The organism is Pseudomonas laurylsulfatiphila, from assembly GCF_002934665.1.
In the GTDB taxonomy this organism is placed as follows: Bacteria; Pseudomonadota; Gammaproteobacteria; order Pseudomonadales; family Pseudomonadaceae; genus Aquipseudomonas; species Aquipseudomonas laurylsulfatiphila.
The window spans coordinates 18,969-40,088 of sequence record NZ_NIRS01000012.1 but is presented as its reverse complement, the minus strand read 5'-3'; the positions used below and the strand labels follow the sequence as shown (position 1 = coordinate 40,088).

General features: G+C 61.3%; 15 protein-coding genes and 2 pseudogenes. 4 read left to right on the top strand and 13 right to left on the bottom strand.

Features of this window, described 5'->3' with window-relative positions; all coding sequences use genetic code 11:
• The 9 genes and pseudogenes from CD175_RS32240 to CD175_RS30925 form a co-directional block, all read right to left on the bottom strand.
• On the bottom strand, positions 1 to 95 hold a 95-nt coding region (locus tag CD175_RS32240; protein WP_371321739.1), incomplete at its 3' end, for a hypothetical protein.
• A gap of 77 nt (positions 96 to 172) precedes the next feature.
• Entirely contained in the window at positions 173 to 922 is a 750-nt protein-coding gene (locus CD175_RS32235; protein WP_420849167.1) for a methyl-accepting chemotaxis protein, read from the bottom strand.
• Between the two features lie 108 nt (positions 923 to 1,030).
• Positions 1,031 to 2,056: pseudogene (locus tag CD175_RS32230) on the bottom strand (HAMP domain-containing protein); the annotation flags it as partial.
• Between the two features lie 133 nt (positions 2,057 to 2,189).
• On the bottom strand, positions 2,190 to 3,710 hold the full coding sequence (gene exaC, locus CD175_RS30950; RefSeq protein ID WP_104451645.1) for an acetaldehyde dehydrogenase ExaC: 1,521 nt from the start codon (positions 3,708 to 3,710) through the stop codon (positions 2,190 to 2,192).
• A 75-nt stretch (positions 3,711 to 3,785) separates the two neighbouring features.
• Positions 3,786 to 4,613, bottom strand: a complete 828-nt coding sequence (phnX, locus tag CD175_RS30945) for a phosphonoacetaldehyde hydrolase (protein ID WP_104451644.1) — start codon at positions 4,611 to 4,613, stop codon at positions 3,786 to 3,788.
• A 39-nt stretch (positions 4,614 to 4,652) separates the two neighbouring features.
• On the bottom strand, positions 4,653 to 5,993 hold the full coding sequence (locus tag CD175_RS30940) for an MFS transporter (RefSeq protein ID WP_104451643.1): 1,341 nt from the start codon (positions 5,991 to 5,993) through the stop codon (positions 4,653 to 4,655).
• A 272-nt stretch (positions 5,994 to 6,265) separates the two neighbouring features.
• On the bottom strand, positions 6,266 to 7,432 hold the full coding sequence (locus tag CD175_RS30935; protein ID WP_104451642.1) for a 2-aminoethylphosphonate--pyruvate transaminase: 1,167 nt from the start codon (positions 7,430 to 7,432) through the stop codon (positions 6,266 to 6,268).
• Positions 7,433 to 7,685: 253 nt separating this feature from the next.
• Entirely contained in the window at positions 7,686 to 9,077 is a 1,392-nt protein-coding gene (locus CD175_RS30930) for an FAD-dependent oxidoreductase (RefSeq protein ID WP_104451641.1), read from the bottom strand.
• 46 nt (positions 9,078 to 9,123) lie between these two features.
• Complete coding sequence (locus CD175_RS30925; RefSeq protein ID WP_104451640.1) at positions 9,124 to 9,474, bottom strand: RidA family protein; 351 nt, start codon at positions 9,472 to 9,474, stop codon at positions 9,124 to 9,126.
• A gap of 122 nt (positions 9,475 to 9,596) precedes the next feature.
• On the opposite strand from CD175_RS30925, the gene CD175_RS30920 reads away from it, so the two are divergent.
• Entirely contained in the window at positions 9,597 to 10,472 is an 876-nt protein-coding gene (locus CD175_RS30920) for a LysR substrate-binding domain-containing protein (protein WP_104451639.1), read from the top strand.
• A gap of 53 nt (positions 10,473 to 10,525) precedes the next feature.
• On the opposite strand, the gene CD175_RS30915 is transcribed toward CD175_RS30920, so the two are convergent.
• Genes CD175_RS30915 through CD175_RS30905 form a run of 3 tightly spaced genes read right to left on the bottom strand, consistent with a single transcriptional unit; the run spans position 10,526 to position 14,688 of the window.
• Complete coding sequence (locus CD175_RS30915; protein WP_104451638.1) at positions 10,526 to 12,742, bottom strand: DUF3604 domain-containing protein; 2,217 nt, start codon at positions 12,740 to 12,742, stop codon at positions 10,526 to 10,528.
• 39 nt (positions 12,743 to 12,781) lie between these two features.
• On the bottom strand, positions 12,782 to 13,780 hold the full coding sequence (locus CD175_RS30910) for a HupE/UreJ family protein (RefSeq protein WP_104451637.1): 999 nt from the start codon (positions 13,778 to 13,780) through the stop codon (positions 12,782 to 12,784).
• A complete protein-coding gene (locus tag CD175_RS30905) occupies positions 13,780 to 14,688 on the bottom strand; it encodes a peptidylprolyl isomerase (protein ID WP_104451636.1) in 909 nt (302 codons plus the stop codon). The genes CD175_RS30910 and CD175_RS30905 overlap by 1 nt, the downstream gene beginning before the upstream one ends.
• Positions 14,689 to 14,871: 183 nt before the next feature.
• Here CD175_RS30905 and CD175_RS30900 point away from each other — a divergent pair, with 183 nt between their 5' ends.
• Positions 14,872 to 15,210: a hypothetical protein gene (locus CD175_RS30900; protein ID WP_104451635.1), complete on the top strand. Its 339-nt coding sequence runs from the start codon at positions 14,872 to 14,874 to the stop codon at positions 15,208 to 15,210.
• A gap of 78 nt (positions 15,211 to 15,288) precedes the next feature.
• Here the strand turns inward: CD175_RS30900 and CD175_RS30895 are convergent, their stop codons facing one another.
• Entirely contained in the window at positions 15,289 to 16,320 is a 1,032-nt protein-coding gene (locus CD175_RS30895; protein WP_104451634.1) for an AraC family transcriptional regulator, read from the bottom strand.
• Between the two features lie 128 nt (positions 16,321 to 16,448).
• On the opposite strand from CD175_RS30895, the pseudogene CD175_RS30890 reads away from it, so the two are divergent.
• Positions 16,449 to 18,077 (top strand): annotated as a pseudogene (locus tag CD175_RS30890) (3-(methylthio)propionyl-CoA ligase).
• A 37-nt stretch (positions 18,078 to 18,114) separates the two neighbouring features.
• The gene (locus CD175_RS30885; protein ID WP_104451633.1) at positions 18,115 to 20,769 is read left to right on the top strand and encodes a helix-turn-helix transcriptional regulator; all 2,655 of its coding nucleotides are present in this window, start codon (positions 18,115 to 18,117) and stop codon (positions 20,767 to 20,769) included.
• Positions 20,770 to 21,120 lie beyond the last annotated feature (351 nt).

The window sequence follows — 21,120 nt, the reverse complement described above, 5'->3', positions numbered from 1 at the left end:
ACCGACTGCTGGTACATGGCCTTGTAGGTCGCCTCGTCGGTCAGCGTATTGGCCAGAACCTCGGGACGAACGGGATACAGGGAAGCCGCACTCATCTTTCTTACCTCGGTGGAATAGTTGTTTTTGTGATCTGTTACGGGTTTGCAGCTCAAGCATTCGGGCAAATGCACATTCAAATCCGGAAGCGACTCAGTAGTTTGTCTTGCTGGCCGACGTGCTCCACCATTGCTGAGCATTGGCGAGCCTGCTTGTCCGCGCTGCCGGATACTTCAATACTGATGTCGCGGATATTGGTGGTGTTGCGGTTGATTTCTTCGGTCGTAGCGCTTTGTTCTTCTGCCGCCGCGGCAATCTGCAGGTTCATGTCATTGATGCGGTAAATGGCCTCGCGTATGCGTTCGAGGGTGTCATTGGCGGCATTGGCATCCCCGGCCGTTTTGCTGGCCGTGTCGCGGCTCTGCTGCATGCGTGCCTGGGCATGTTTTACCCCGGTCTGCAGCTGGTCGATCATTTCGCGTATTTCCTGGGTGGATTGCTGGGTGCGCGAGGCCAGGGAGCGCACCTCATCGGCCACGACCGCAAACCCGCGTCCCGATTCGCCGGCACGGGCTGCCTCGATGGCGGCGTTGAGGGCGAGCAGATTGGTCTGGTCAGCGATGCTGGTGATGACCGCCACAATCGATCCAATGCTTTGACTGAGGGTGGACAAGTCATTGATCGCATGACCGGTGGCGTCCATCTCCTCGGCCAAGCGTTTGATGGCCCCGGTAGACCGGGAAACCAGAGCGACGCCGTCGGCGGTTTCTTCGTTAGCGGCAATCGCCGCTTCGGCAGCGGTTTGCGCGTTGCGCGCGACATCCTCGGCGGTCGAGGCCATCTCGGTCATGGCGGTGGCCAGTTGATCCAGTTCCTGCAACTGCACCTGGACGCGGTTGGCGGCCTGATCCGCTTCGCATGAGGTCGCGGTGGTGCTCTCGCGCACCTGTTGCGAGCTGTTTTTCACGTCGCCAATGAGCGCCTTGAGGTTGTGCAGGAACTGGTTGAACTCGCCAGCAACCAGCGCGATTTCATCATTGCCGACCACCGGCAGTTGGCGGGTCAGGTCGCCTTCACCGCGATTGATGTCTGCCAGCGAGTCCTTCAGTTGTTCCAGCGGCCGCAGCAGTCGCTTGACCAGCAGGCCCAACACCAACAGGCTGAGCAGCACGCCCAGGCCGGTACCGATCACGGCTCGCCAACTCAGGGTATGGGCGGCGGCCATGACGATGTCCTGGTCCAGGACCACGCCGATGCACCAATCCATGCCCTTGAGATCGGAGAGGGGGATGAAGGACACCAGGAGGGACTTCCCACCGCTGTGCACCTCTTGAAGCTGACCGTCGAGGGGCAGGGCGCTTCCGGCAAAAAGCTGACTGTAGGGCTTGCCGTTCAGTTCGGCGTCCGGGTGGGAAATGATGTTGCCGCTTTTACTGAGCAGGAACGCATAACCGGCCCCGCCGAAATCCAGGGTATTGATGGCATCGGCCACCGTGGTCAGGCGGATGTCACCGCCAAACACCCCGAGCAGCTGTCCCGCGTCGCTGATCCGGGCAACGGCCGAGATCAGGATTTCACCCGTGGTGGAGTCCTTGTAGGGTTCGGTCAGGACGGCTTGGCTGCCGGTCTTTCCCGTTGAGTACCAGGGGCGGGTGCGACCGTCATAATCGGGTTTCGGATTCCATGCCGCCGTGTTCTTGATGGGCTTTCCATCTGACTCAAGGGCGCCGAACACCAGCTTGAATTCGTCTTTCAGAATGGGCGAGTCGATGATTCGTTGGGTCGCTTGCACACTGTACTGGCGATCGATCGCCTGGGAGGCCAGGTCCATCAAATGAAGCTTGCCGTTCAGCCAGTTCTCGATCTGACGTGCCACCGCATTGCTCGATTCGGCAATGCTCGCCTCGACCTGGTGACGCAAAATGCTACGGATCTGCTCTACCTGAACCAGCGATAGAAGACTGGTGGTCACCAACAGCACGCAAGCAGCCACAAGGCTCACCTTGTAACGGATTTTCATCGAGGGCTCCAAAGGGGCGATCAGGAGGAACAGAAAAAATTCATGTCTTCGAGGACGCCATCGCCAGCAAGCCGGCTCCTACAGATTCACGCGGTCTGTAGGAGCCGGCTTGCTGGCGATAGCGGTTACGCGGTCAGAAGAAGCCCAACGGATTGATGTCGTAGCTCACCAGCAGGTTTTTGGTCTGCTGATAGTGGTCGAGCATCATTTTGTGGGTTTCACGGCCGACGCCGGACTTCTTGTAGCCACCGAACGCGGCGTGCGCCGGGTACAGGTGGTAGCAGTTGGTCCAGACACGACCGGCCTTGATCGCCCGGCCCATGCGGTAGGCGCGGTTGATGTCGCGGGTCCAGAGGCCGGCGCCGAGGCCGAACTCGGTGTCGTTGGCGATGGCCAGGGCTTCGGCTTCGTCCTTGAAGGTGGTGATGCTCACCACCGGGCCAAAGATTTCTTCCTGGAACACGCGCATCTTGTTGGTGCCCTTGAGCAGCGTCGGCTGGATGTAATACCCGCTCGCCAGGTTGCCCTCGAGTTTTTCCACCTTGCCGCCGGTCAGCAACTCGGCACCTTCGCCCTTGGCGATTTCCAGGTACGAAAGGATCTTGTCGAATTGCTGCTCGGACGCCTGGGCGCCGACCATGGTGTCGGTGTCCAGCGGGTCGCCGCGTTTGATTTGCAGGACCTTCTTCATCACCACTTGCATGAATTCGTCGTAGATCGACTCCTGCACCAGGGCACGGGACGGGCAGGTGCAGACTTCGCCCTGGTTGAAGAACGCCAGCACCAGGCCTTCGGCGGCTTTCTCGATGAAGGACGGTTCGGCCTTCATGATGTCTTCGAAGAAGATGTTCGGCGACTTGCCGCCCAGCTCCACGGTGGACGGGATGATGTTTTCCGCCGCGCATTTCATGATGTGCGAGCCGACCGGGGTCGAGCCGGTGAAGGCGATCTTGGCGATGCGTTTGCTGGTGGCCAGCGCTTCGCCGGCTTCTTTGCCGAAGCCTTGCACGATGTTCAGCACGCCCGGTGGCAGCAGGTCGCCGATCAGTTCGACCAGCACGGTGATGCCCAGCGGGGTTTGCTCGGCAGGCTTGAGCACCACGCAGTTACCGGCAGCCAGGGCCGGGGCGAGTTTCCAGGCGGCCATCAGGATCGGGAAGTTCCACGGGATGATCTGGCCGACCACGCCCAACGGCTCATGGAAGTGATAGGCCGCGGTGTGTTCGTTGATTTCCGCCGAGCTGCCTTCCTGGGCGCGGATGCAACCGGCGTAGTAGCGGAAGTGGTCCACCGCCAGCGGGATGTCGGCGTTCAACGTTTCACGCACGGCCTTGCCGTTGTCCCAGGTTTCAGTGATGGCCAGCAGTTCGAGGTTCTGCTCGATGCGGTCGGCAATTTTCAACAGCGCCAGGGAGCGGTCCTGCACCGAGGTCTTGCCCCAGGCATCGGCAGCTGCATGGGCAGCATCCAGGGCCTTGTCGATGTCTTCGGCCGTGGAGCGCGGGAATTCGGCAATCGGTTGGCCATTCACCGGCGAGGTGGTGGTGAAGTATTGACCTTTGACCGGTGCGACGAACTCGCCGCCGATGTAGTTGCCGTAGCGGGACTTGAAGGAAACGATGGCACCGGGAGTGCCTGGGTGGGCGTAGTTCATGATCGGGTTCTCTTGTTGTTTTGGGGTGTGACCGCCCACAGGACGGTCACTGTCAGGTGCGCAAGCCGTGCAGAGTCAGGAGTCCTGAGGGGTTTCGCCACGAGCCAGGCGTGCATTGATGTCTTCAATGACGGCCGGTAGATCGACGATGGTGTCGATCAGGTAGTGCGGGCGCGAACCTTCGAACATCCTGGTGATGCGGGCGCGCTCTTTGGCCAACTTGTCCGAAGGCAAGTCCCTGAACTGGTCATAGGTCAGCCCCAGTGCGTTGCCGGAGCAGGTCAATGCGACCGTCCACATGCCGGCACTGCGGCCTTCAAGGATGCCTGGCCAGGTGTCGTCGACCTTGACGCAAGCGGCCACATCGCTGATGCCCAGAGCGATCACGTTGGCCAGGGCCTGGGCCGGGTGCGGGCGGCCATTGGGTACTTCGTCAGTGGCCACGACGTGGTCGGCGACGTAGCCGTTCTTGCGCGCAAGCTCGACGACTTTCTCCATGACCACCGCCGGGTAACCCGAGCACGAACCGATTTTCAGACCCTTGTCGCGCAAGGCATCGATCGTATCCAGCGCACCTGGAATCAGCGCCGAGTGCAGGGCGATCTTCTCGATCTGCAAGGGCATGAAGCGCTCATAAAGGGCGGTGACATCGTCATCCGTCGGCAGGCGTCCGAAGGCGGCCTGGTAACGTGCGGCGATCTGTGGCTCGTTGCACAACGTGCGGATGTGGTCCCACTTGCCCATGCCCATCGGACCCCGGGCTTCTGCCAGGGAGACCGCTACGCCAAACTCGGCGAAGGCTTCGACAAAAATCTGCGTGGGGGCAAAGGAACCGAAATCAACGACGGTGCCCGCCCAGTCCAGAACCACGGCTTGCAGTTGGGAAGGTTGTTTGTATTGCATGATGATTGCTCCAGGGAAAGGTGAGTGGGTAGTACGAATTCAAGGCGTGGTGCCGACAATGACCGGTTGTACCGGGGTCGATACCAGCAGCGGGTTTTCCAGTGTTTTCGGCCGGCTGTTCCAGAAGGGCACCAGCATCAGGCTGGCCAGGAGTGCGGCGCCGGTGAACACCAGGAACACGGTGATGGTGTCGAAGTAGCCTGGCAGCAGGCCGCCAAGGACCGCACCGATCGAACCACAGCCGTTGACGAAGCCCGCGGCGGAGGCCGCCCCGTCCTTGCTGCCGAAGTCGATGGCCGCCGAGCCGCTGATCATCGAGTCCGGCCCGTAAAGCGTCAGGCCCATCATGAACAGCAGGCCGACCACCATGTACAGGCTGCCGCTTTGCATGGCGGGAACGAACAGTCCAAGGCAGACTGTGAGGACCACTAGGCTGAGCACGCAGGCTGGTATGCGACGAGCGCCGAAGTATTTGTCCGATGCAATACCGATGAGGATGGGGCCTACCAGACCTGCCAGTTCAAACGAGGTGGGGACGATGGCGGACGCGACCTTGCCGATCTCGGGCATGCGTTCGTAGATGATCACCGGGCCCCACAGCAGGATGGCGTAGCGCGCGGGCTTGAGCATGAAATAGGCCAGGCCGAGAAACAGGACGGTGCGATTTTTCATCACGGTCCGTATGCCGGCCCACATGCTTTCGCGGGGCACCACGACGTTGCTGACAGGTTCGATCTCGATTTCGACAGCAGGCAGGCCTACGTCTTCCGGACGGTTGCGTTGCAGGAAATAGAACAACACCGCCACCACCAGCACGACAACGGCACTGCTGATGAACGCGATGCGCCAGTCGTGATAGGCCTGATAAGCCCACCAGCCGGCAAACGGCGTGGCCACCAGACCGCCAAAGGCGTACGAGGTGCTCCAGTAACCGAGGACGCGGCCACGTTCTCCGGTACTGAAGAAACTCCCGACGTTCTTGCACAGGCCCGACCAACCGGTGGATTGGGCAAGACCCTGCACCAGCATGCAGGAGACGAAGATCGGTAGCGTGGCGTAGGTCCCCATCAGGAGCGCCGCCGCCGCCGAAATGACCAGGCCGCTGAGGACCACCACCCTTGGGCCGAACCGGTCGGAGAAGTTGCCCCACAGGAACTGGCCCACGGCGTAGGCCGTCAGGTACAGGGCGTCGAGGTTGGCCATCATGGCCTTTTCGAGCATGAAGTTCGGGTCTTCGCCGATACCCAGCTTGGCGACGGAGAACGCTTTGCGGGTGAAGTAGAAGGCGGCATACGCCACCCAGGTGATCAGGAAAATCTGCACGCGCCAACGCTGGAGGGATTTCCAGCCGGTGGCGAGGGGGCTTGTCGTGTTGTTCATGGTGTACTGATCCCGTATGTGGTGCCAGACAGCGCAAATTGGTCGGTTTTTGTTTTTGTTTTCGGTGCACAAGTCTGTCCATTCGCACGACATCGACAGATGAACATGCGAATGGCATCAGGCTTTGATTCATGAATTACGCGATCGCTGACTCCTGCCCGGCGCTGCCGAGCGGTACGTCATCGAATCCATGGTTTAAAAAAAGATCCCTGCCCAAAGGCGCTACCCATTGCACCTTCGCTCGAATCGGCAGAGACCTTTAAAGGGGTCGATCAGGCCGCGGGCTTGAACATGTCCACGTCCATGGCGACCAGGCTGTCCGCGATTGCGCGGAGCAACTGGTGGACGATGTATTCGTCGATCTGGCCGATGCAGCCGATGCGGAAACTCTCGGCAACGGTCAACTTGCCGGGGTAGATGATGAACTGACGGGCCTTGAGTTCTTCATAGAAACGCGTGAAATCGAAATTGGGATGTTCAGGGCTGAAGAACGTGGTGATGATCGGCGACAGCCAACGGTCTTCCAGCAGCGTCTTGAACCCCAGTTCGCGCATGCCGGCAACCAGCACGTCGCGGTTGCGGGTGTAGCGCGCCAACCGGCCATGCACGCCACCTTCGTCGCTGTGTTGTTCCAGTGCCTTGTGGAACGCCACCACACTATGGGTCGGCGGTGTGAAGCGCCATTGGCCGGTGCGCTCCATGTAGGCCCATTGCTCGAAGAGATCGAGGGACAGCGAGTTGGCGCGGCCTTTAGCGGCTTCCAGCACGGAACGGCGGATGATCACGAAACCGAAGCCCGGGATACCCTCGATACACTTGTTGGCGGAGGACACCACCACGTCGAAGGCAATTTCATTCACCGTCAGCGGCACGGCACCGAAGGAGCTCATGGCATCGATGATCAGGCTCTTGCCGTGGGCCTTCACGACATCGGCGATTTCACGCAGCGGGTTGAGGATGCCGGAGCTGGTTTCGCAATGGACGACGAAGACGTTGGTGACGTCAGGGTTGGCCTTGAGCAGGGCGTCCACTTCTTCGGGCTGGGGCGGCAGGTAATCGCCCTTGTCCAGGGTAATGAACGCGCGACCGAGGTACTCCAGGGTCTTGGTGGCGCGCTGGCCGTAGGCACCGTTCATCAGCACCAGGGCCTTGCCGTCACGGGGGGTGGCGGTGGCCAAGGCGGCCTCGACCGAGTAGCTGCCGCTGCCTTGCAGTGGCACGCAGGCGAAGCTGTCATCCTCTACGCCGGCCATGCCCAGCAGTTTCTGGCGAACTTCAGCGGTGACCTGATTGAAGGCACCGTCCCATGATCCCCAGTCGCGCAGCATGGCTTCCTTGGTGGCTTTGGAGGTGGTCAGCGGGCCCGGGGTCAGCAGGTAGGGTTCACCCAGGGCTGGGGTTGCCAGTGGCTGGGTAGTCGGGAATTCGGCTTTGGTCATGATCTTCTCCGGCGGTGTTGTTTTTGTGGGGGAGTGATGCATGGGTTGATAAAAACATTTGGCATGAAATAACTGAAATCGATTTATCACATGTCACAAACAAGCTGTGCTTATAACTGAGGTGGCACGTGGCCTGAGCCTGGAGGGTTCATCAGCAGCAGGCATTCAAAGGCAGCAGAAAGACCCCGCGCGGTGAATGACCGGGCGGGGTTTTCTGTTCGTTAGCGTGAAATTTCGCTTCGGGGCGGTGCGCTTATCCCTTGTCCGCCTTGCCGGCGGCCGCGGCAAATTTCGCCAGGCGCACGTCAAGTCGACGGGGAGGTCGGTTGTGGTCTTCAGCATGCTCCTTGCGGCGAATGGCGTTACGCACCATCAATGAGCCCAGGTAGCGGACCGGCTCCGGCGGAAAATGCCCAAGCGGACCTTGCACCAGCGGCGAGCGCGTCCAGGGGTTGTCCACCCCGAGCACCAGCGACGACAGGATCTGCCCACCCATATGGCACGGACCCACGCCGCTGCCGGAATAGCCGAAGCCATAGAAGACGTTGCCGCTCGCGCCCATGCAGCCGAAGAAAGGCAGGCCGGTGACCGAGCGATCGGAAGGGCCGTTCCAGGTGGCGGCGATACCAACGTCGGCAAAGTCCGGAAAGAACTCTGTCAACGTGTTGCGCAACAGCCCTGCGTAGGGCGATGGCTGGTCGAACACGGGCAGGATGCGACCGCCGTAGGCAAAGGTGTTGCCCCCTTTGCCGAGCATGATCCGGCCGTCCGGGGTGTTGTGGTAGTAGTGCACGAAAATCCGCGAGTCGAGCACGGTGACCCCGCTGGTCAGGCCGATCCGCTCGAGCAAGTCCGGTCGCGGCTCGGTGATGATCATGTCGCTGGAGACAATGGCCACCGAACGCGAGAACTGTGGAAAGGCGCGGGCCATCCAGGCGTTCATCGCCAGCACGACCCGGTCGCAGGTCACTTTGCCGTTCGGTGTATTGACGCTGGCGGGCATGCCTTCTTCCAGACCGGTCATCGGCGTGCCCTCGTAAATGCGCACGCCCAGTTCCAGTGCCACCCGGCGCAGCCCGCGCACCAGCTTGCCCGGTTGCACACTGGCAGCCGCCGGCGAGAACCAGCCCTCGATGTGCCGGGCCGAGCCGGCCATGCGTTGCACGTCAGGTAGCGCACGTTTGGCGAAAGAGTTGATGCCATGGCGCTCCAGCGCCGCGATCACCCCGTCGGTCGAGCCGACCTGGGCGCGATTGGTCGCTGTGTAGAGCGTGCCGTCGAGACGGTAATCGGCATCCACCGCGTACTTTTCGCAAAAGGTGCCGATGGCGTAGATGCTCTGCTCCGATTCCTTGACCAGGCGTATCGCCTCCTTGACGCCGAACAAGCGCTCCAGGGTGAAGTACTTGGCCGACCATGACAGCGCGCAGCCGCCATTGCGCCCACTGGCGCCGGCACCGCAGATGTCGGCTTCGACGATGACCACGTCCAGCTCGGGATTCTGTTCCTTGAGCATGATGGCGGTCCATAAACCGGTATAGCCACCGCCGACGATGCAGACGTCGGCGCGGGTGTTCTGTTCCAGCGCAGGGCAGGGCGCAGCGGGTTGATTCTTCAGGGCCTGGTCCAGCCAGTAGGGGCGCATGGGGTCATCTCCGTTGGATCGGTTCGAGGCAGGGTTGAGGACGCAATCAGCCGCACGCGGCGACCACGATCATTTCCACGCGCCAACCGGGGTCGATCAGCTGCGCCAGGGTGCAAGCACGTGTGGGGGCATGGCCTTCAGGGAAAAACTCGTCCCAGACCCGGTTCAGTCCCTCATAGTCTTCGCGATGGGCCAGCAGGATGCGCACCGAAAGCACCCGCTCGCGACTGCTGCCCGCGCCGAGCAAAAGCTGCTCGATAGCGGCCAGCACCTCGCGCGTCTGTGCCCCGATATCGCCACTGAGATCGGTGGCAACCTGGCCACCGATGTACAGATGGTTGTCGTAGCGAACCATGTCCGAACGGCGTTTTGTTGCAGAGAAACGTTCGATTTCCATAGAGCAATCCTGGTGAGTACGAGGGGAAGCACTTGTGAAAATCATGCTTGCAGTTCACTGTTCATAAATAAAATCGATTTATCGTATGAACGAATAGGTTGAACCTATAGCAAGGTGCACCAATGACGATTTCCCATACCCAACTCAAGGCGTTTCACGCCGTCGCCATGAATGGCAGCTTCACCCGGGCGGCCGAGCAGCTCTGCCTGTCGCAACCTGCGGTATCCGATCAGGTGCGCAAGCTCGAGGATTATTACGGGGTGATGGTGTTCTACCGCGACAAGCGCCTGGTGCGCCTGACAGACGTGGGCGAGCGGCTGTTCGGCCTGACCCAGCGCCTGTTCGATATCAGTGTCGATGCCCACGACATGCTCACGGACTATCGCACCCTGTCCACCGGGACCCTGAACCTTGCCGTGGATGCGCCGGTGCACGTCCTGCCCTATGTCTCACGCTTCTGCAGCCGTTACCCCGGTATCGATGTGAAGATCGAAACCGCCAATACCGATGAGGTCCTGCAGCGGTTGTTCAGCCACCAGGCCGACATCGCTCTGCTGGGGCGCGACATCGAAGACGACCGCTTGATGACACTGCACTTGCGCAGCGATCCCATGCTGGCCTTCGTCGCCCATGACCATCCCTGGGCGCAACGAGAGTCCATCTGCCTGGCCGACCTGCACGACACGCCCATGGTCTTGCGCGAGCAGGGCTCGGTCACGCGCTTATCCCTGGAGGAGGAGATGGCAGCGGCGGGCCTGCACATCCGCAAGGCCATCGAAGTGGAGGGGCGTGAAGCCGCGCGCGAGGCGGTGGCGATCGGCATGGGCGTCGGGGTCGTCTCGGCCGCCGAACTGGGCTCGGATTCACGGCTTCGCGGCTTGCCGATCGTTGACTGTCAGCGGCACTTCACCGAGACATTGGTGTGCCTGCGCGCACAGAGCACGCGGCGTATCTTGACGACCTTTTTCGACATGGTTCGAGAAGGTCTGGACGAGTGAGGTTTATCGTTCCAGCCATCCCCCTTGCGAGGGATGGCTGCGCTCGAAGGGCGCTACTTGACCGCTTCAACCTCATAATTCACATAGCCGAATTCGTTGCTGCGAGCCGCCACATACTTGCCGTTCTGCTCGAACACCGTGGCCTCGAAAGGCGAGCCGCCGAGTGTTGTCAGCAGGTGCCCGTCCTTGATTTCATACTTGGCCGGTACGCCGAACTGACCGCCATGCAGCATGTTCAGGTATTCCCCCTCGGCGGGCGGCTTGCCATCGACGCTGGCGACCAGGCGTTGGCCGTCGGTGCCATAGACGATTTCGAATGTCTGGCCGGTGACGGTGTTGCGCACCTTGATGGTTTTGCCCACCACGAAGGTTTGCAACTGCTCGTTGGTGAGCGCTTTGGCACCTTCGGTTTTCAGTTGATCAATGGTTTTACCGCCAGCGACAGTCTTGCTGTCCTCGGCTGTCGGCGTGTACCAGATCGGTGAGGTCCACGCGCGCTCCTGGACGGTGGGCGAGACGTCGGCCGGTGGCGGTACTTGCAGCTTGGCCGCGTCATAGGTGCTCCAGCGCGGGGTCGGGATCTGTAGCGCACGGGCGTAGTAGAACGCGTGCTGGGCCGGATCGAAGTCCGGATCGACCCAGACTTTTTTCAGCTCGGTGGCACCGATGGTATTGGTGTAGGTCGCCTTGGAAACATCGACTGTCGAGCCCACCGCAGGGACTTTGCCGGTGACCGGATCCGGTTGGCGATCACCGGCCCAGGCGACGTCGTAGACCTTCTCGAAGGTCTGGCCGTTTCTGGTCCAGCCCTTGATGATCTGGATGCGGTCGAGGTTGCCATCGTCGGCATCCTTGACCGCCCAAACCACGAAGGACGGTGCCTGTTTACCCGGTTTTGCCGGCAAGTCGCCGCCCATGGGAACGCCCTTGGCGTAGGCGGCATGCACCCAGTCTTTTTCGTTCCACAGACTGCTGTCGAAGCCCCAGCCACCAAACATGCGCACGGGGATGCGCACGCCGCTGGTGCCGTACACCTCTTTACGCTTCATGGCGTCGAAGATCGATTCACGGGTGTTTTCTTCCGCCCAGACGCCGGCCAGGCCGGAGGTACTGGTTTGCAGGGCCATCATGCCCGAGTTCTGTTTGCCGGAAAGCCGCGCCGCCGGGGTGCTGTCGGTGAAACCGTGGGAGCCGAAGTTGTTGCTCTGCGAATAGGGAATCACCCCGTTGTGCGAGTCGCTGGCGCCGACCACGCCCATCTTGTAAGGGTTGTAGCCGCGGGCTTCCTGCATGGCCATGCCGTTTTGCCAGGCTTGCCTGATGTAGCTGCCGTTGAGTTTCGAGGTGCTGTTGTCGATGCCGATCAGGAAACTCATGATTTCATAATTGGCAAATTCGTCGGTTGGCGACAGTTCGGGGTGAGTTTCGGAAGTGCCCTTGACCTGGTGAATTTCGGTGAGGGATTCATTGCGCATCCGCGCCTCTGCCCAGGCGGCATCGATGGGGCGGCCACGGTCATCGACGTCCACCGGAAACATCAGGCCGTTGCTGAGGTTGGCGTTGTGGGAGATCGCCAGTATTTCGTTGCCCTTTTTCCGTTGATCGTCCATCCAGCTCCACAAGTCCTCGGGTTTGTTCGAGTCGAGGGCCGTGAAGGGCAGGTCCGGCACCTTCTTCGAATCGCGGAAAAACACGTTGCGGTGCATGTTCTGATTGTTCGGTGCCGAGGTCCATTCATAGGCGACGAAGGTGGTGAACTTGCCGGGCTTGTAGTACTTGTCGGCGATGGCGATGTTCTGCTGCCAGATGTTGCCGGCCACCTTCGGATCAATCAGTTCCTTGATGGGATTGTTCAAGCTGCCGGCAATCCATTTGAACACCCGGTTGAAATCTTCCGGGGTCTTGACCATCAGTTTTTGCGCGATGGGCAGTTTGCTGAAGTCAGACTTCGGATCGTTGGCCAGGGCGATAACGCCCACGTATTCCGAATGATCGGTCACGCCGTGGAAGTCCAGCGGTCGGCCTTTGAGCTGCACTTCAAACCCCATCGGGTGCTTGACCGGCATGCCAAGCGAGTATTGGTAGGCTTGCTCGGGATCGACCTGATGGTTGCCGATTAGGTAGGCATCGATCGACCAGGAGCTGTGCGAGTGCGTCTGGCCAAAGTAAACCTCGCGGTCCGGATTGCCCTCTGCCAATGCCAACGAGCTGACAGTGAGCACGGCGCAACCGAGCAGTGACGGCGTGGTGAAGTGTGTTGGGGTTTTCATATTCCACGTCTCCGGAATACGGCAGTGACAGGGTGAAGTTCAGGTCCAGAAACTCGAGACTCGTTCGAAAAACCAGAAGGCCGCCAGTGTTCCCAACCCGTAGGCCGCAACCGGTCGGGCATACAGGAGCGCGGACCGTGGCAGCCGACAACGCAGCAACAGCGCTCGCAGGCACAGCACGGCGGCGACGAACATCAACTGGCCGATTTCGACGCCGACATTGAAGGTGAATAACGCCAGCGGCAGGTCGCGCTGGGGCAAGCCGATTTGCGCCAGCGCACCGGCAAAACCAAAGCCGTGCAACAGGCCAAAACAGAACGCCACCACCCATGGCCATTGGATTGTGAAGCTGACGTCGCCACGGTTCTTGCGGGCGATTTCCACCGCCAGCAACAGGATGCTCAGGGCAATCGTCGCTTCCACAGGCGGACCGGGAAGCCGCACCGCGCCCAATGCTGCGAGCGCCAGGGTGATGGAGTGGGCGAGGGTAAACGCAGTGATGGTCTTCACCAGCATCCAGCCATTACCCACCAGCAGCAGGAGACCGAAGACGAACAGCAAGTGATCGAAGCCCCCCAGGATGTGCTGGATGCCATGGACCAGAAACGCACCGGCCACCGAGAACATTCCCGGCGTGGCAGCGATTTCTATCCAGGGTTGCGCGGGGTGGACGAGGGTGGTGGTCAGGCTGCCGTCCAGGCGCGAGACACGCACCAGCACATCGGTGATGCTCGCTTGCAGGCCGACAAACTCGATGCGCTGCCCGCCCAGGCCGGCGGGACCGGCATCAATGCCCCGGCGTTCGATCAGTGAATCGTTCAGTTGGCTTTCCACCGGGTCAACGACAGTGCGCACACCTTCGGCAAACCGCAGCGCAATCGGCAAGCGCATGCCTGACAGCACCGGTGTGCGCCACAGTACGTCATAGCGCCCGGCAGCCGTTTCGTTGAGTTCCAGGTACGCGGGGCGCGACTCATGGGCCATGGCGCTCAATGCCATGCACCCGAGCAGCAACAGCAGCCAGACCCTGCGCCTCATCACGGCCGCTCCGTCTGGATAGCGGCAACGTCAGCGGCGGAAGCAGGCATCATCACCACGACTTCATAGCGTGCTTTGAGTGCATCGAAATTCGCGCGTTTCGATTCGCTGCGTTGCTCGGACAACCAATCGGACTTGACCTGCTGGGCCACGGTTTCGAAAGCCGGTGCCGGTGGCTTGGCCAGCGTATCGATCCACACCAGATGCCAGCCAAAACCTGACTCCACAGGCCCCACCCAACGTCCTGGCGTTTGCTGGAACAACGAAACGGCGAACTTTGAACCGAAGACCCGCGCCACTTGATCCTGTGATTGCTCCGTGTAGGCGCTTTTAAACATGAACGCATCGCCTTCACCGCTGTTCCTGTCAGTGAGGCCTTTTAGCGCGGCTTGCGCCTGGACCTGCGCATCCGCACCACGCTTGTCCAGGGCGAAGAACACATGATGAAAGGTCGCCAGGGGTGGCGGGGCATATTGGTCCTGATGCTGGTTGTACCAGGCCTCCAGTGCACCCGGGGCCGGTTCGCGAAGTGAGGCGACATCCTCGGCGAGGAAATCCATTTTTTGCGCCAGTCGGCGGCGAATGATGGTGTCGTCTTTGTCCAGGCCAAGTTTCAGCGCTTCGCGATAGAGGATTTCCTCTTTCACATAGTCATCAATCAGGGCCTGCAACTGTTGCTCCGACGCGGGGCGTTGCCATCGTGCCAGCCAGGAGATCGCGATCCGCTGAACAACTTCAGGGGTAATTTCGATGCGTTGTGGATCTTGATTGACCGTTGAACGGTGCAAACCTCCGTACAGTACAAAGAGTGCAAAACCGGCAACTAAAAAGTGCAGTAACGGCTGGCGCAGGCATCGCTTGATTAACGAAAGTCGAGATTCTTTCGCTTCGCAGACGCTCAAGTTCATGACTTATTGCCCCACGCTATACTCGAATGGTTTTCGAAACAGAGTGGAGTATTGCTGCTGGGCCGGAACTTTCCACTGAGGTTAATCACGATAAGCACTAAGCATTAGTCGCAATCGGATTAACCCATGCCCCGGCCCCGTGCAGTTTTGTGACCATAGAGCCCGGGACGGAGCGTCCATGTCATGAAAGGACTGCTGGTTTTCGCCGCGATCATCGAGGCCGCCACTGGCGTGGCGTTGATACTTGTCCCATCGCTGGTCGGGCAACTTTTGCTTGGCATCGAACTGACGGGCGTCATCGTCCGCGTGGCCGGGATCGCCCTCATTGCCCTGGCGGTCGCCTGCTGGCCCGGACCAGCAATGCTCGGCATGTTGATCTATAACGCAGCCGTTGCACTTTATCTCGCCTACGTTGGCTTCTCGGGCGAATCGAGTGGGGTTCTCCTGTGGCCAGTGGTGATCTTGCACGCCGTCATGACGGTACTGTTGATTTGTGCAATGACCAGGAAAACCACCCATTGAGTCCCATCATTATTGGCCCCATCGCTTTCGCCTGCCTGTTCCGGCCGCGCTGGTACACAGCGGCAATCCAATGCCCGCCTAAGGCGAAATGAACCGCTTGTTCATGTCCGCAGCCTGCGCCCGGTAGGCTTTGGGCGCGCAGCCCTGGGCGTTGTGGAAAAAACGGCTGAACGCACTCAGGCTGGAAAAACCCAGCACCTCAGCGATCTGTGAAAGCTTCAAGTCGGTCTGGCTCAGGTATTTGCGGGCCAGGTCCAGCTTGGTCTGCTGCTTGATGGCCTGGAAGGTGGTGCCGCTGCCGGCCAGCCTGCGTTGCAGGGTGCGGCGGCTCTGCAGTTGATTGAGGGCGACGGCGTCCAGGGGCGCACCACTGCTGGACAGCAGTTTGCGCACTGAATCTTCGGTTGCCGAGGCCGGGCTACGGTTGCGGCGCTGTTGGTTTTCCCGCTGGTAGTCAAGCAGGGCGGGGCGGGAGAAGGGCTGTTGCTCGTTCAGTGGATGTGCCAGCACCTGGTGGCTGAGCAGCATGCCGTTGCACTCCTGATTGAAGAACACGTTCTGGCCGAACATCCGTGTGTAGCTGGCGCGGCTATGCGGTTCCCGGCAACGCAGCATCACGCGTTCGGGCGACCACTGCGGATACAGCGCGCTGCGCAGTTTGCGCGCGAGCAGGGCCAGGCCCAGGTGGACGGACTGGGTTTCGTCGATTCCGGCCGTCGCGGTCACCTCGTAGTGCACGGTCACTCCCAGTTCGTGTTGCTCCAGGTGCACCAGGGCACCGGACATCAACACATGGAAGTAACGTGACAGGCGTTCGAGCCAGTCGCCCACCGTGGTCGCTTCGCTGACGATGTCGAGCAGCGCACTGCCCAATACGCCCATCCCTTGCTTCTGTGCCAGCAGCAACCCGAAGTCCTCGCGACCGGTTTCCCGGGCGGCCAGGTCGAGAAACTGCACCACCTTCGGCACCGGCAGGAGGACGTCCAACTGGTCCAGCGACTGCGAGGCAATCGATGCCCCATGGGCCACTCGCCACGGGTCGCCGTGCAGATCGGCGATCAGTTCGCGGGCACCGTACAGGCACATGCTGCGAATGAGATGAGTATCCATGGCGCACGCCTTTGAGGATGAATGGCGCGAAGTATCAAATGATTGGCGCATTTTATCAAATAAATGCCCGGCGCCTGCGCAGAATACAACCGCCCGAACCTTACAAAAATCACAACGGAGCGATTGCCATGCTGGGTCTGATGCAGGATCACCCCTTACTCATTTCTTCGGTACTGGAGCACGCGGTGTGCTCGCACCCCCAGGTCGAGATAGCCTCGCGCTTGCAGGACGGCTCGGTGCATCACTGCACGTATGCCGACATCGGCCGGCGTGCCAGACAATTGGCCAATGCCCTGACAAGCCTCGGCGTACAGCCCGGTGAGCGGGTCGGCACCCTGGCCTGGAACGGCTACCGGCACATGGAAATGTTCTATGGCGTCTCGGGCATGGGCGCGGTGCTGCACACCATCAACCCGCGGCTGTTTGCCGAGCAGATCGAGTTCATCGCCAACCATGCCGAAGACCAGTACCTGTTTTTCGACCTGTCGTTCGCGGCCCTGATCGAGCAGCTTGCGCCACGACTGACCACGGTCAAGGCGTTCGTCGCCCTGGCCGAACGCAGCTAGATGCCGCGCATCGTCGTGCCCAACTTGCTGTGTTACGAAGACCTGATCGGCGATGAACCCGAGACCTTCGCCTGGCCCTGCCTGGATGAGCGCATGGCGGCCTCCCTGTGCTACACCTCGGGCACCACCGGAAACCCGAAAGGGGTGTTGTACTCCCATCGCTCGACCCTGCTGCATTCGATGGCCACCTGCACGTCGGACGGGTTCAACCTGTCTTCGGCCGATACGGCGCTGCTGGTGGTGCCCATGTTCCACGTCAACGCCTGGGGCATGCCCTATTCGGCGGCGATGTGCGGCGCGCGTCTGGTCCTGCCCGGCGCGGACCTCGACGGGGCCAGCCTGTATGACTTGATGCAGCGCGAAAGAGTTACCCTGGCACTGGGCGTACCCACGGTGTGGATGAGCCTGCAGCAGCATGTGCAAAACGCCGGGCTGATGCCGACCGCGGACCTGTGCCTGAACCGGGTCGTGATGGGTGGGGCTGCGGCGCCGCGCAGCCTGGTGGAAACCTTCGAGACTCGCTTTGGCGCCCGGGTGCTGCAAGCCTGGGGGATGACCGAGATGTCGCCTTTGGGCACGGTTTGCAATGCCTTGCCCAAGCACCGCGACGCTTCGCTCGACGCGCGCATCGACCTGCAGGCCAAGCAGGGCCGGGTGTTGTTCGGGGTAAGGATCAAAATCGTCGATGCGGACGGTGCCGAACTGCCCCGTGACGGCAAGGCGTCCGGCCATTTGCGGGTCAGGGGGCCGTGGATCGCCAGCCAGTATTACCGGGGCGAGGGCGGGGACTTGCTCGATGAACAGGGTTGGCTGGTCACTGGCGATATCGCAACCATCGACCCCGATGGCTACATGCAGATCACCGATCGGGCCAAGGATGTGATCAAGTCCGGCGGCGAATGGATTTCCTCCATTGACCTGGAAAACGCTGCCTGCGGTCACCCGGCGGTAGCCGAAGCGGCGGTCATCGGCGTGCCTCATCCCAAATGGCAGGAACGGCCATTGCTGGTGGTGGTGCTCAAGCAGGGCATGTTGGCGACGCGGGACGAGTTGCTCGGCTTTTTACAGAACCACGTGGCCAAGTGGTGGCTGCCCGACGCGGTGGCTTTTGTCGAGGCACTGCCGTATACCGCAACGGGTAAAGTGCAAAAAATGAAATTGCGCGAACAGTTCCGGGACTATCGTTTATAACCAGCGATACTTTGTACCCCAGTCCAAAGGGCCTCCCATGGATCGCATTGCACCGGAACTGGTCCTCAAGACCACGCCACCGCGAAGTCAGAAAACCGCTCACATGCGTGAGCGGCTGAGCATCGACTCCGCGGCCCTGGCGGACAAGATGGCCATTGCCGTGCAAGGCCCGGCGGGGTTCGGCAAGACGTTTCTGCTGGCCCAGTGGCGCCGGGAGTTTCTTTCCCGTGGGGCGGTGGTGGCCTGGTTGACGCTCGATGAACATGACGACGGCGTTCGATTCGCCCGGGGGCTGGCCGCGGCCATGGCCGTGGGCAGCGGCCGGGCAACGTTTGCCGGGTTCCTGGAACGCATGCCCGGGCGCGACGAGCTGGAAGGGCTGACCGACTGGCTGGCCGAGGTCGCGGACCTGGGCGGCGAAATCGTGCTGATGCTCGACGAAGCCGACCGCCTGCCCGAAGCCACCGTGCGCCATTGCCTGGCCTACCTGCTGCACAATGCCCCGGCCAACCTGCGCATCATCATGGCCTCTCGTGGGCGCTTGAACCTGCAGGTGGCCGACCTGCAAGCCCGCGGCTTTTACGTCGCCATCGGTGCGGACGCCTTGCGCCTGCGGGTGGAGGAAACCGTGGCGATCCTCAGCAGCCGCTTCGGTCATCGTATCGATCCGGACCTGTGCGTGCGCTTGCATGAGGCCACCGAGGGCTGGTCACTGGGCCTGCAACTGGCGATCGCTTCCATCGAAAAAAGCCCGAGCGTGGTCGCGGCGGTCGAAGAGCTGTCGGCAGGGACCGGGGATATACGGCGCTATTTCGTCGACACCCTGATCGCCCACCTGCCCGCCGAACAGATTGAATTTCTGATCAGCATTGCGCTGCTGGAGATGTTGCATCCATCCCTGTGCATCGCCTTGAGCGGCGACGAGCAAGCCGGTTTGCGCTTGCAGGAGCTGTGCGTGGCGACGCCGATTTTTGTCGAAAGCGTGGACAGTGAGTGGGTGCGTATCCACCCGCTGGCCCGGGAGTTCCTGCTCGGGCGCTTTGCCAGTCTGCCCGAGACCCGACGCCTGGACCTGCATGAGCGGGCGGCCAGTTGGCTCGAGGCCCATGAATTCCTAGAGCAGGCGGCTCGTCATTATCTGTTGGCCGGGCGCACCCGCCAGGCGTATCAGATGATCGAGCAATGCCTGTACGAAATCATGTTGCGCGGGCAGTTCAGCCGGGTCCTGGAATGGGTCGAGGAACTGCCGGCGCAGGAGGTCGAATCGCGCTCGCGCATGTGCCTGGCGGCTGCCTGGTCCCTGGCCATGAGCGATCGGCATGAGGAAGCGGTGCGCCTGGTCGCCGGTCTCCGGCAGGATCCAGCATCCGATGACAGCACACGCTGCGAGGCGGACATGATCCTTGCCACGGCCGCCTATTTCGCCGACCGGCCGGACGAAATCTTCACGCTGTTGACCCCTTGGCTGGATTCCTTGCCGACGGGCGAGATCAAGTTACAGGCCGTGGTCGCCAACCATATCTCGCGCCTGGCCCTGTTCCAGGGCCAGCCGGAAAAGGCCCGGCGGATCTTTCAACGGGCCCCCTTGTATGCCTGGAGTTCCGGTCTGGACGCGATTCGCGGTCTGGGCGAATGGGTCGTGGGCCTCAGCTACCTGTCCGAAGGCCGCCTGGTGCCGGCCGAAAGGGCATTGCGCGACAGCCTGGCCCGCGCCGAGCAGGATATCGGACGACGCAGCCCGGTGGCGGTGATGCTGGCCAGCGGGCTGGCCACGGTGTTGCTCGAGTGCGATCAGCCACAAGAGGCGGCCACGGTACTGGCCAACCGTCTGGACGTGGTCGAGCGTCTGGCCTCTCCGGATGCGATTGTATTGGGTTTTGTCACCGCCTCTCGCCTGGCGGTGCTGCAGGGCCAGGGCCATCGAGGTTATGACTTGCTTGAGGCGCTGTTCGTGCTCGGCGAAGAGCGCGGCATAGCGCGTTTCTGCATTGCCGCCCTGGCCGAGCAGATTCGCCTGCACGCGCTGCAAGGCCGGGCCGATACCTGCCTGGCATTGGGGCGCCGGCTCGATGCCCAGGTGCCGCAGGTCGCGCGTGAGCAAACAGGCTTGCTCGGGCCGGAACTGGCCTTGATGGTGATGCTGGCCAAGGCCTACATCGCCCATGTGCAACGTGACTGGCAAGGGATGCTGGAGCTGTTGGAGCGTGCCGGCGATACAGCCGAGCGCATTCGTCGCGGCCGTGAAATCGTGCAGATCAAACTGCTCAAGGCATTGGCGCTCCACGAGTCGGGCGGCAACGGCCTGGCCTGCCTGCGTGAAGCGATCAGCCTGGCCGAGGAAAACGGCCTGCGGCGGATTGTCGAAGACACCCACCCGCAATTGCTCAAATGGTTGCGCCAGATCCGGCACGAGGTACCCCCGGCCGCTGCGCAAGACACACCACCACCCGCGCCGGCGCCACTGGCGACCAGCACGGTGTCGCCCAGCCGGTTGTTGACACCCAAGGAGCGCGAAGTCTTGCAATTGCTCGCACGTAACCTGTCGAACAAGCAGATCGCCCTGGCACTGAATGTCGGCGAAGAAACCGTGAAATGGCATTTGAAGAACCTGTTCGGCAAATTCCAGGCCGGCACCCGCAAGCATGTGGTGGATCGTGCCTACATGCTTGGCATCCTCGATCCAGCCAGCTGAAATTCTACTCGCACGTTATTGCCGAGCCGCGGCGGCTAATGCTGCTCACCTCCTGTAGGAGCTGGCTTGCCAGCGATGGTCGTTAACGATAACGCGGGTTAACTGGATGAACGCGGCGCACTGGAGTCCATCGCCAGCAGGTTGGCTCCTACAGTTTCAGCGTGGGCAGGCCCCCTTGTAGGAGCTGGCCTGCCAGCGATGGTCGTCAACGATAACGCGTGTGAACAGGATGAACGCGGCGCACTTGAGTCCATCGCCAGCAGGCTGGCTCCTACAGTTTTTCTGTGTGGACGCGGCCTTCTGTGGGAGCTGGCTTGCCAGCGATGGTCGTTAACGATAACGCGGGTGAGC

Bases quoted from the DNA above. Each gene is read 5' to 3' on its own strand.
- exaC (WP_104451645.1), bottom strand. From the start codon at position 3,710: ATGAACTACGCCCACCCAGGCACTCCCGGTGCCATCGTTTCCTTCAAG.
- phnX (WP_104451644.1), bottom strand. From the start codon at position 4,613: ATGCAATACAAACAACCTTCCCAACTGCAAGCCGTGGTTCTGGACTGG.
- CD175_RS30940 (WP_104451643.1), bottom strand. From the start codon at position 5,993: ATGAACAACACGACAAGCCCCCTCGCCACCGGCTGGAAATCCCTCCAG.
- CD175_RS30935 (WP_104451642.1), bottom strand. From the start codon at position 7,432: ATGACCAAAGCCGAATTCCCGACTACCCAGCCACTGGCAACCCCAGCC.
- CD175_RS30930 (WP_104451641.1), bottom strand. From the start codon at position 9,077: ATGCGCCCCTACTGGCTGGACCAGGCCCTGAAGAATCAACCCGCTGCG.
- CD175_RS30925 (WP_104451640.1), bottom strand. From the start codon at position 9,474: ATGGAAATCGAACGTTTCTCTGCAACAAAACGCCGTTCGGACATGGTT.
- CD175_RS30920 (WP_104451639.1), top strand. From the start codon at position 9,597: ATGACGATTTCCCATACCCAACTCAAGGCGTTTCACGCCGTCGCCATG.
- CD175_RS30915 (WP_104451638.1), bottom strand. From the start codon at position 12,742: ATGAAAACCCCAACACACTTCACCACGCCGTCACTGCTCGGTTGCGCC.
- CD175_RS30910 (WP_104451637.1), bottom strand. From the start codon at position 13,780: ATGAGGCGCAGGGTCTGGCTGCTGTTGCTGCTCGGGTGCATGGCATTG.
- CD175_RS30905 (WP_104451636.1), bottom strand. From the start codon at position 14,688: ATGAACTTGAGCGTCTGCGAAGCGAAAGAATCTCGACTTTCGTTAATC.
- CD175_RS30900 (WP_104451635.1), top strand. From the start codon at position 14,872: ATGAAAGGACTGCTGGTTTTCGCCGCGATCATCGAGGCCGCCACTGGC.
- CD175_RS30895 (WP_104451634.1), bottom strand. From the start codon at position 16,320: ATGGATACTCATCTCATTCGCAGCATGTGCCTGTACGGTGCCCGCGAA.
- CD175_RS30885 (WP_104451633.1), top strand. From the start codon at position 18,115: ATGGATCGCATTGCACCGGAACTGGTCCTCAAGACCACGCCACCGCGA.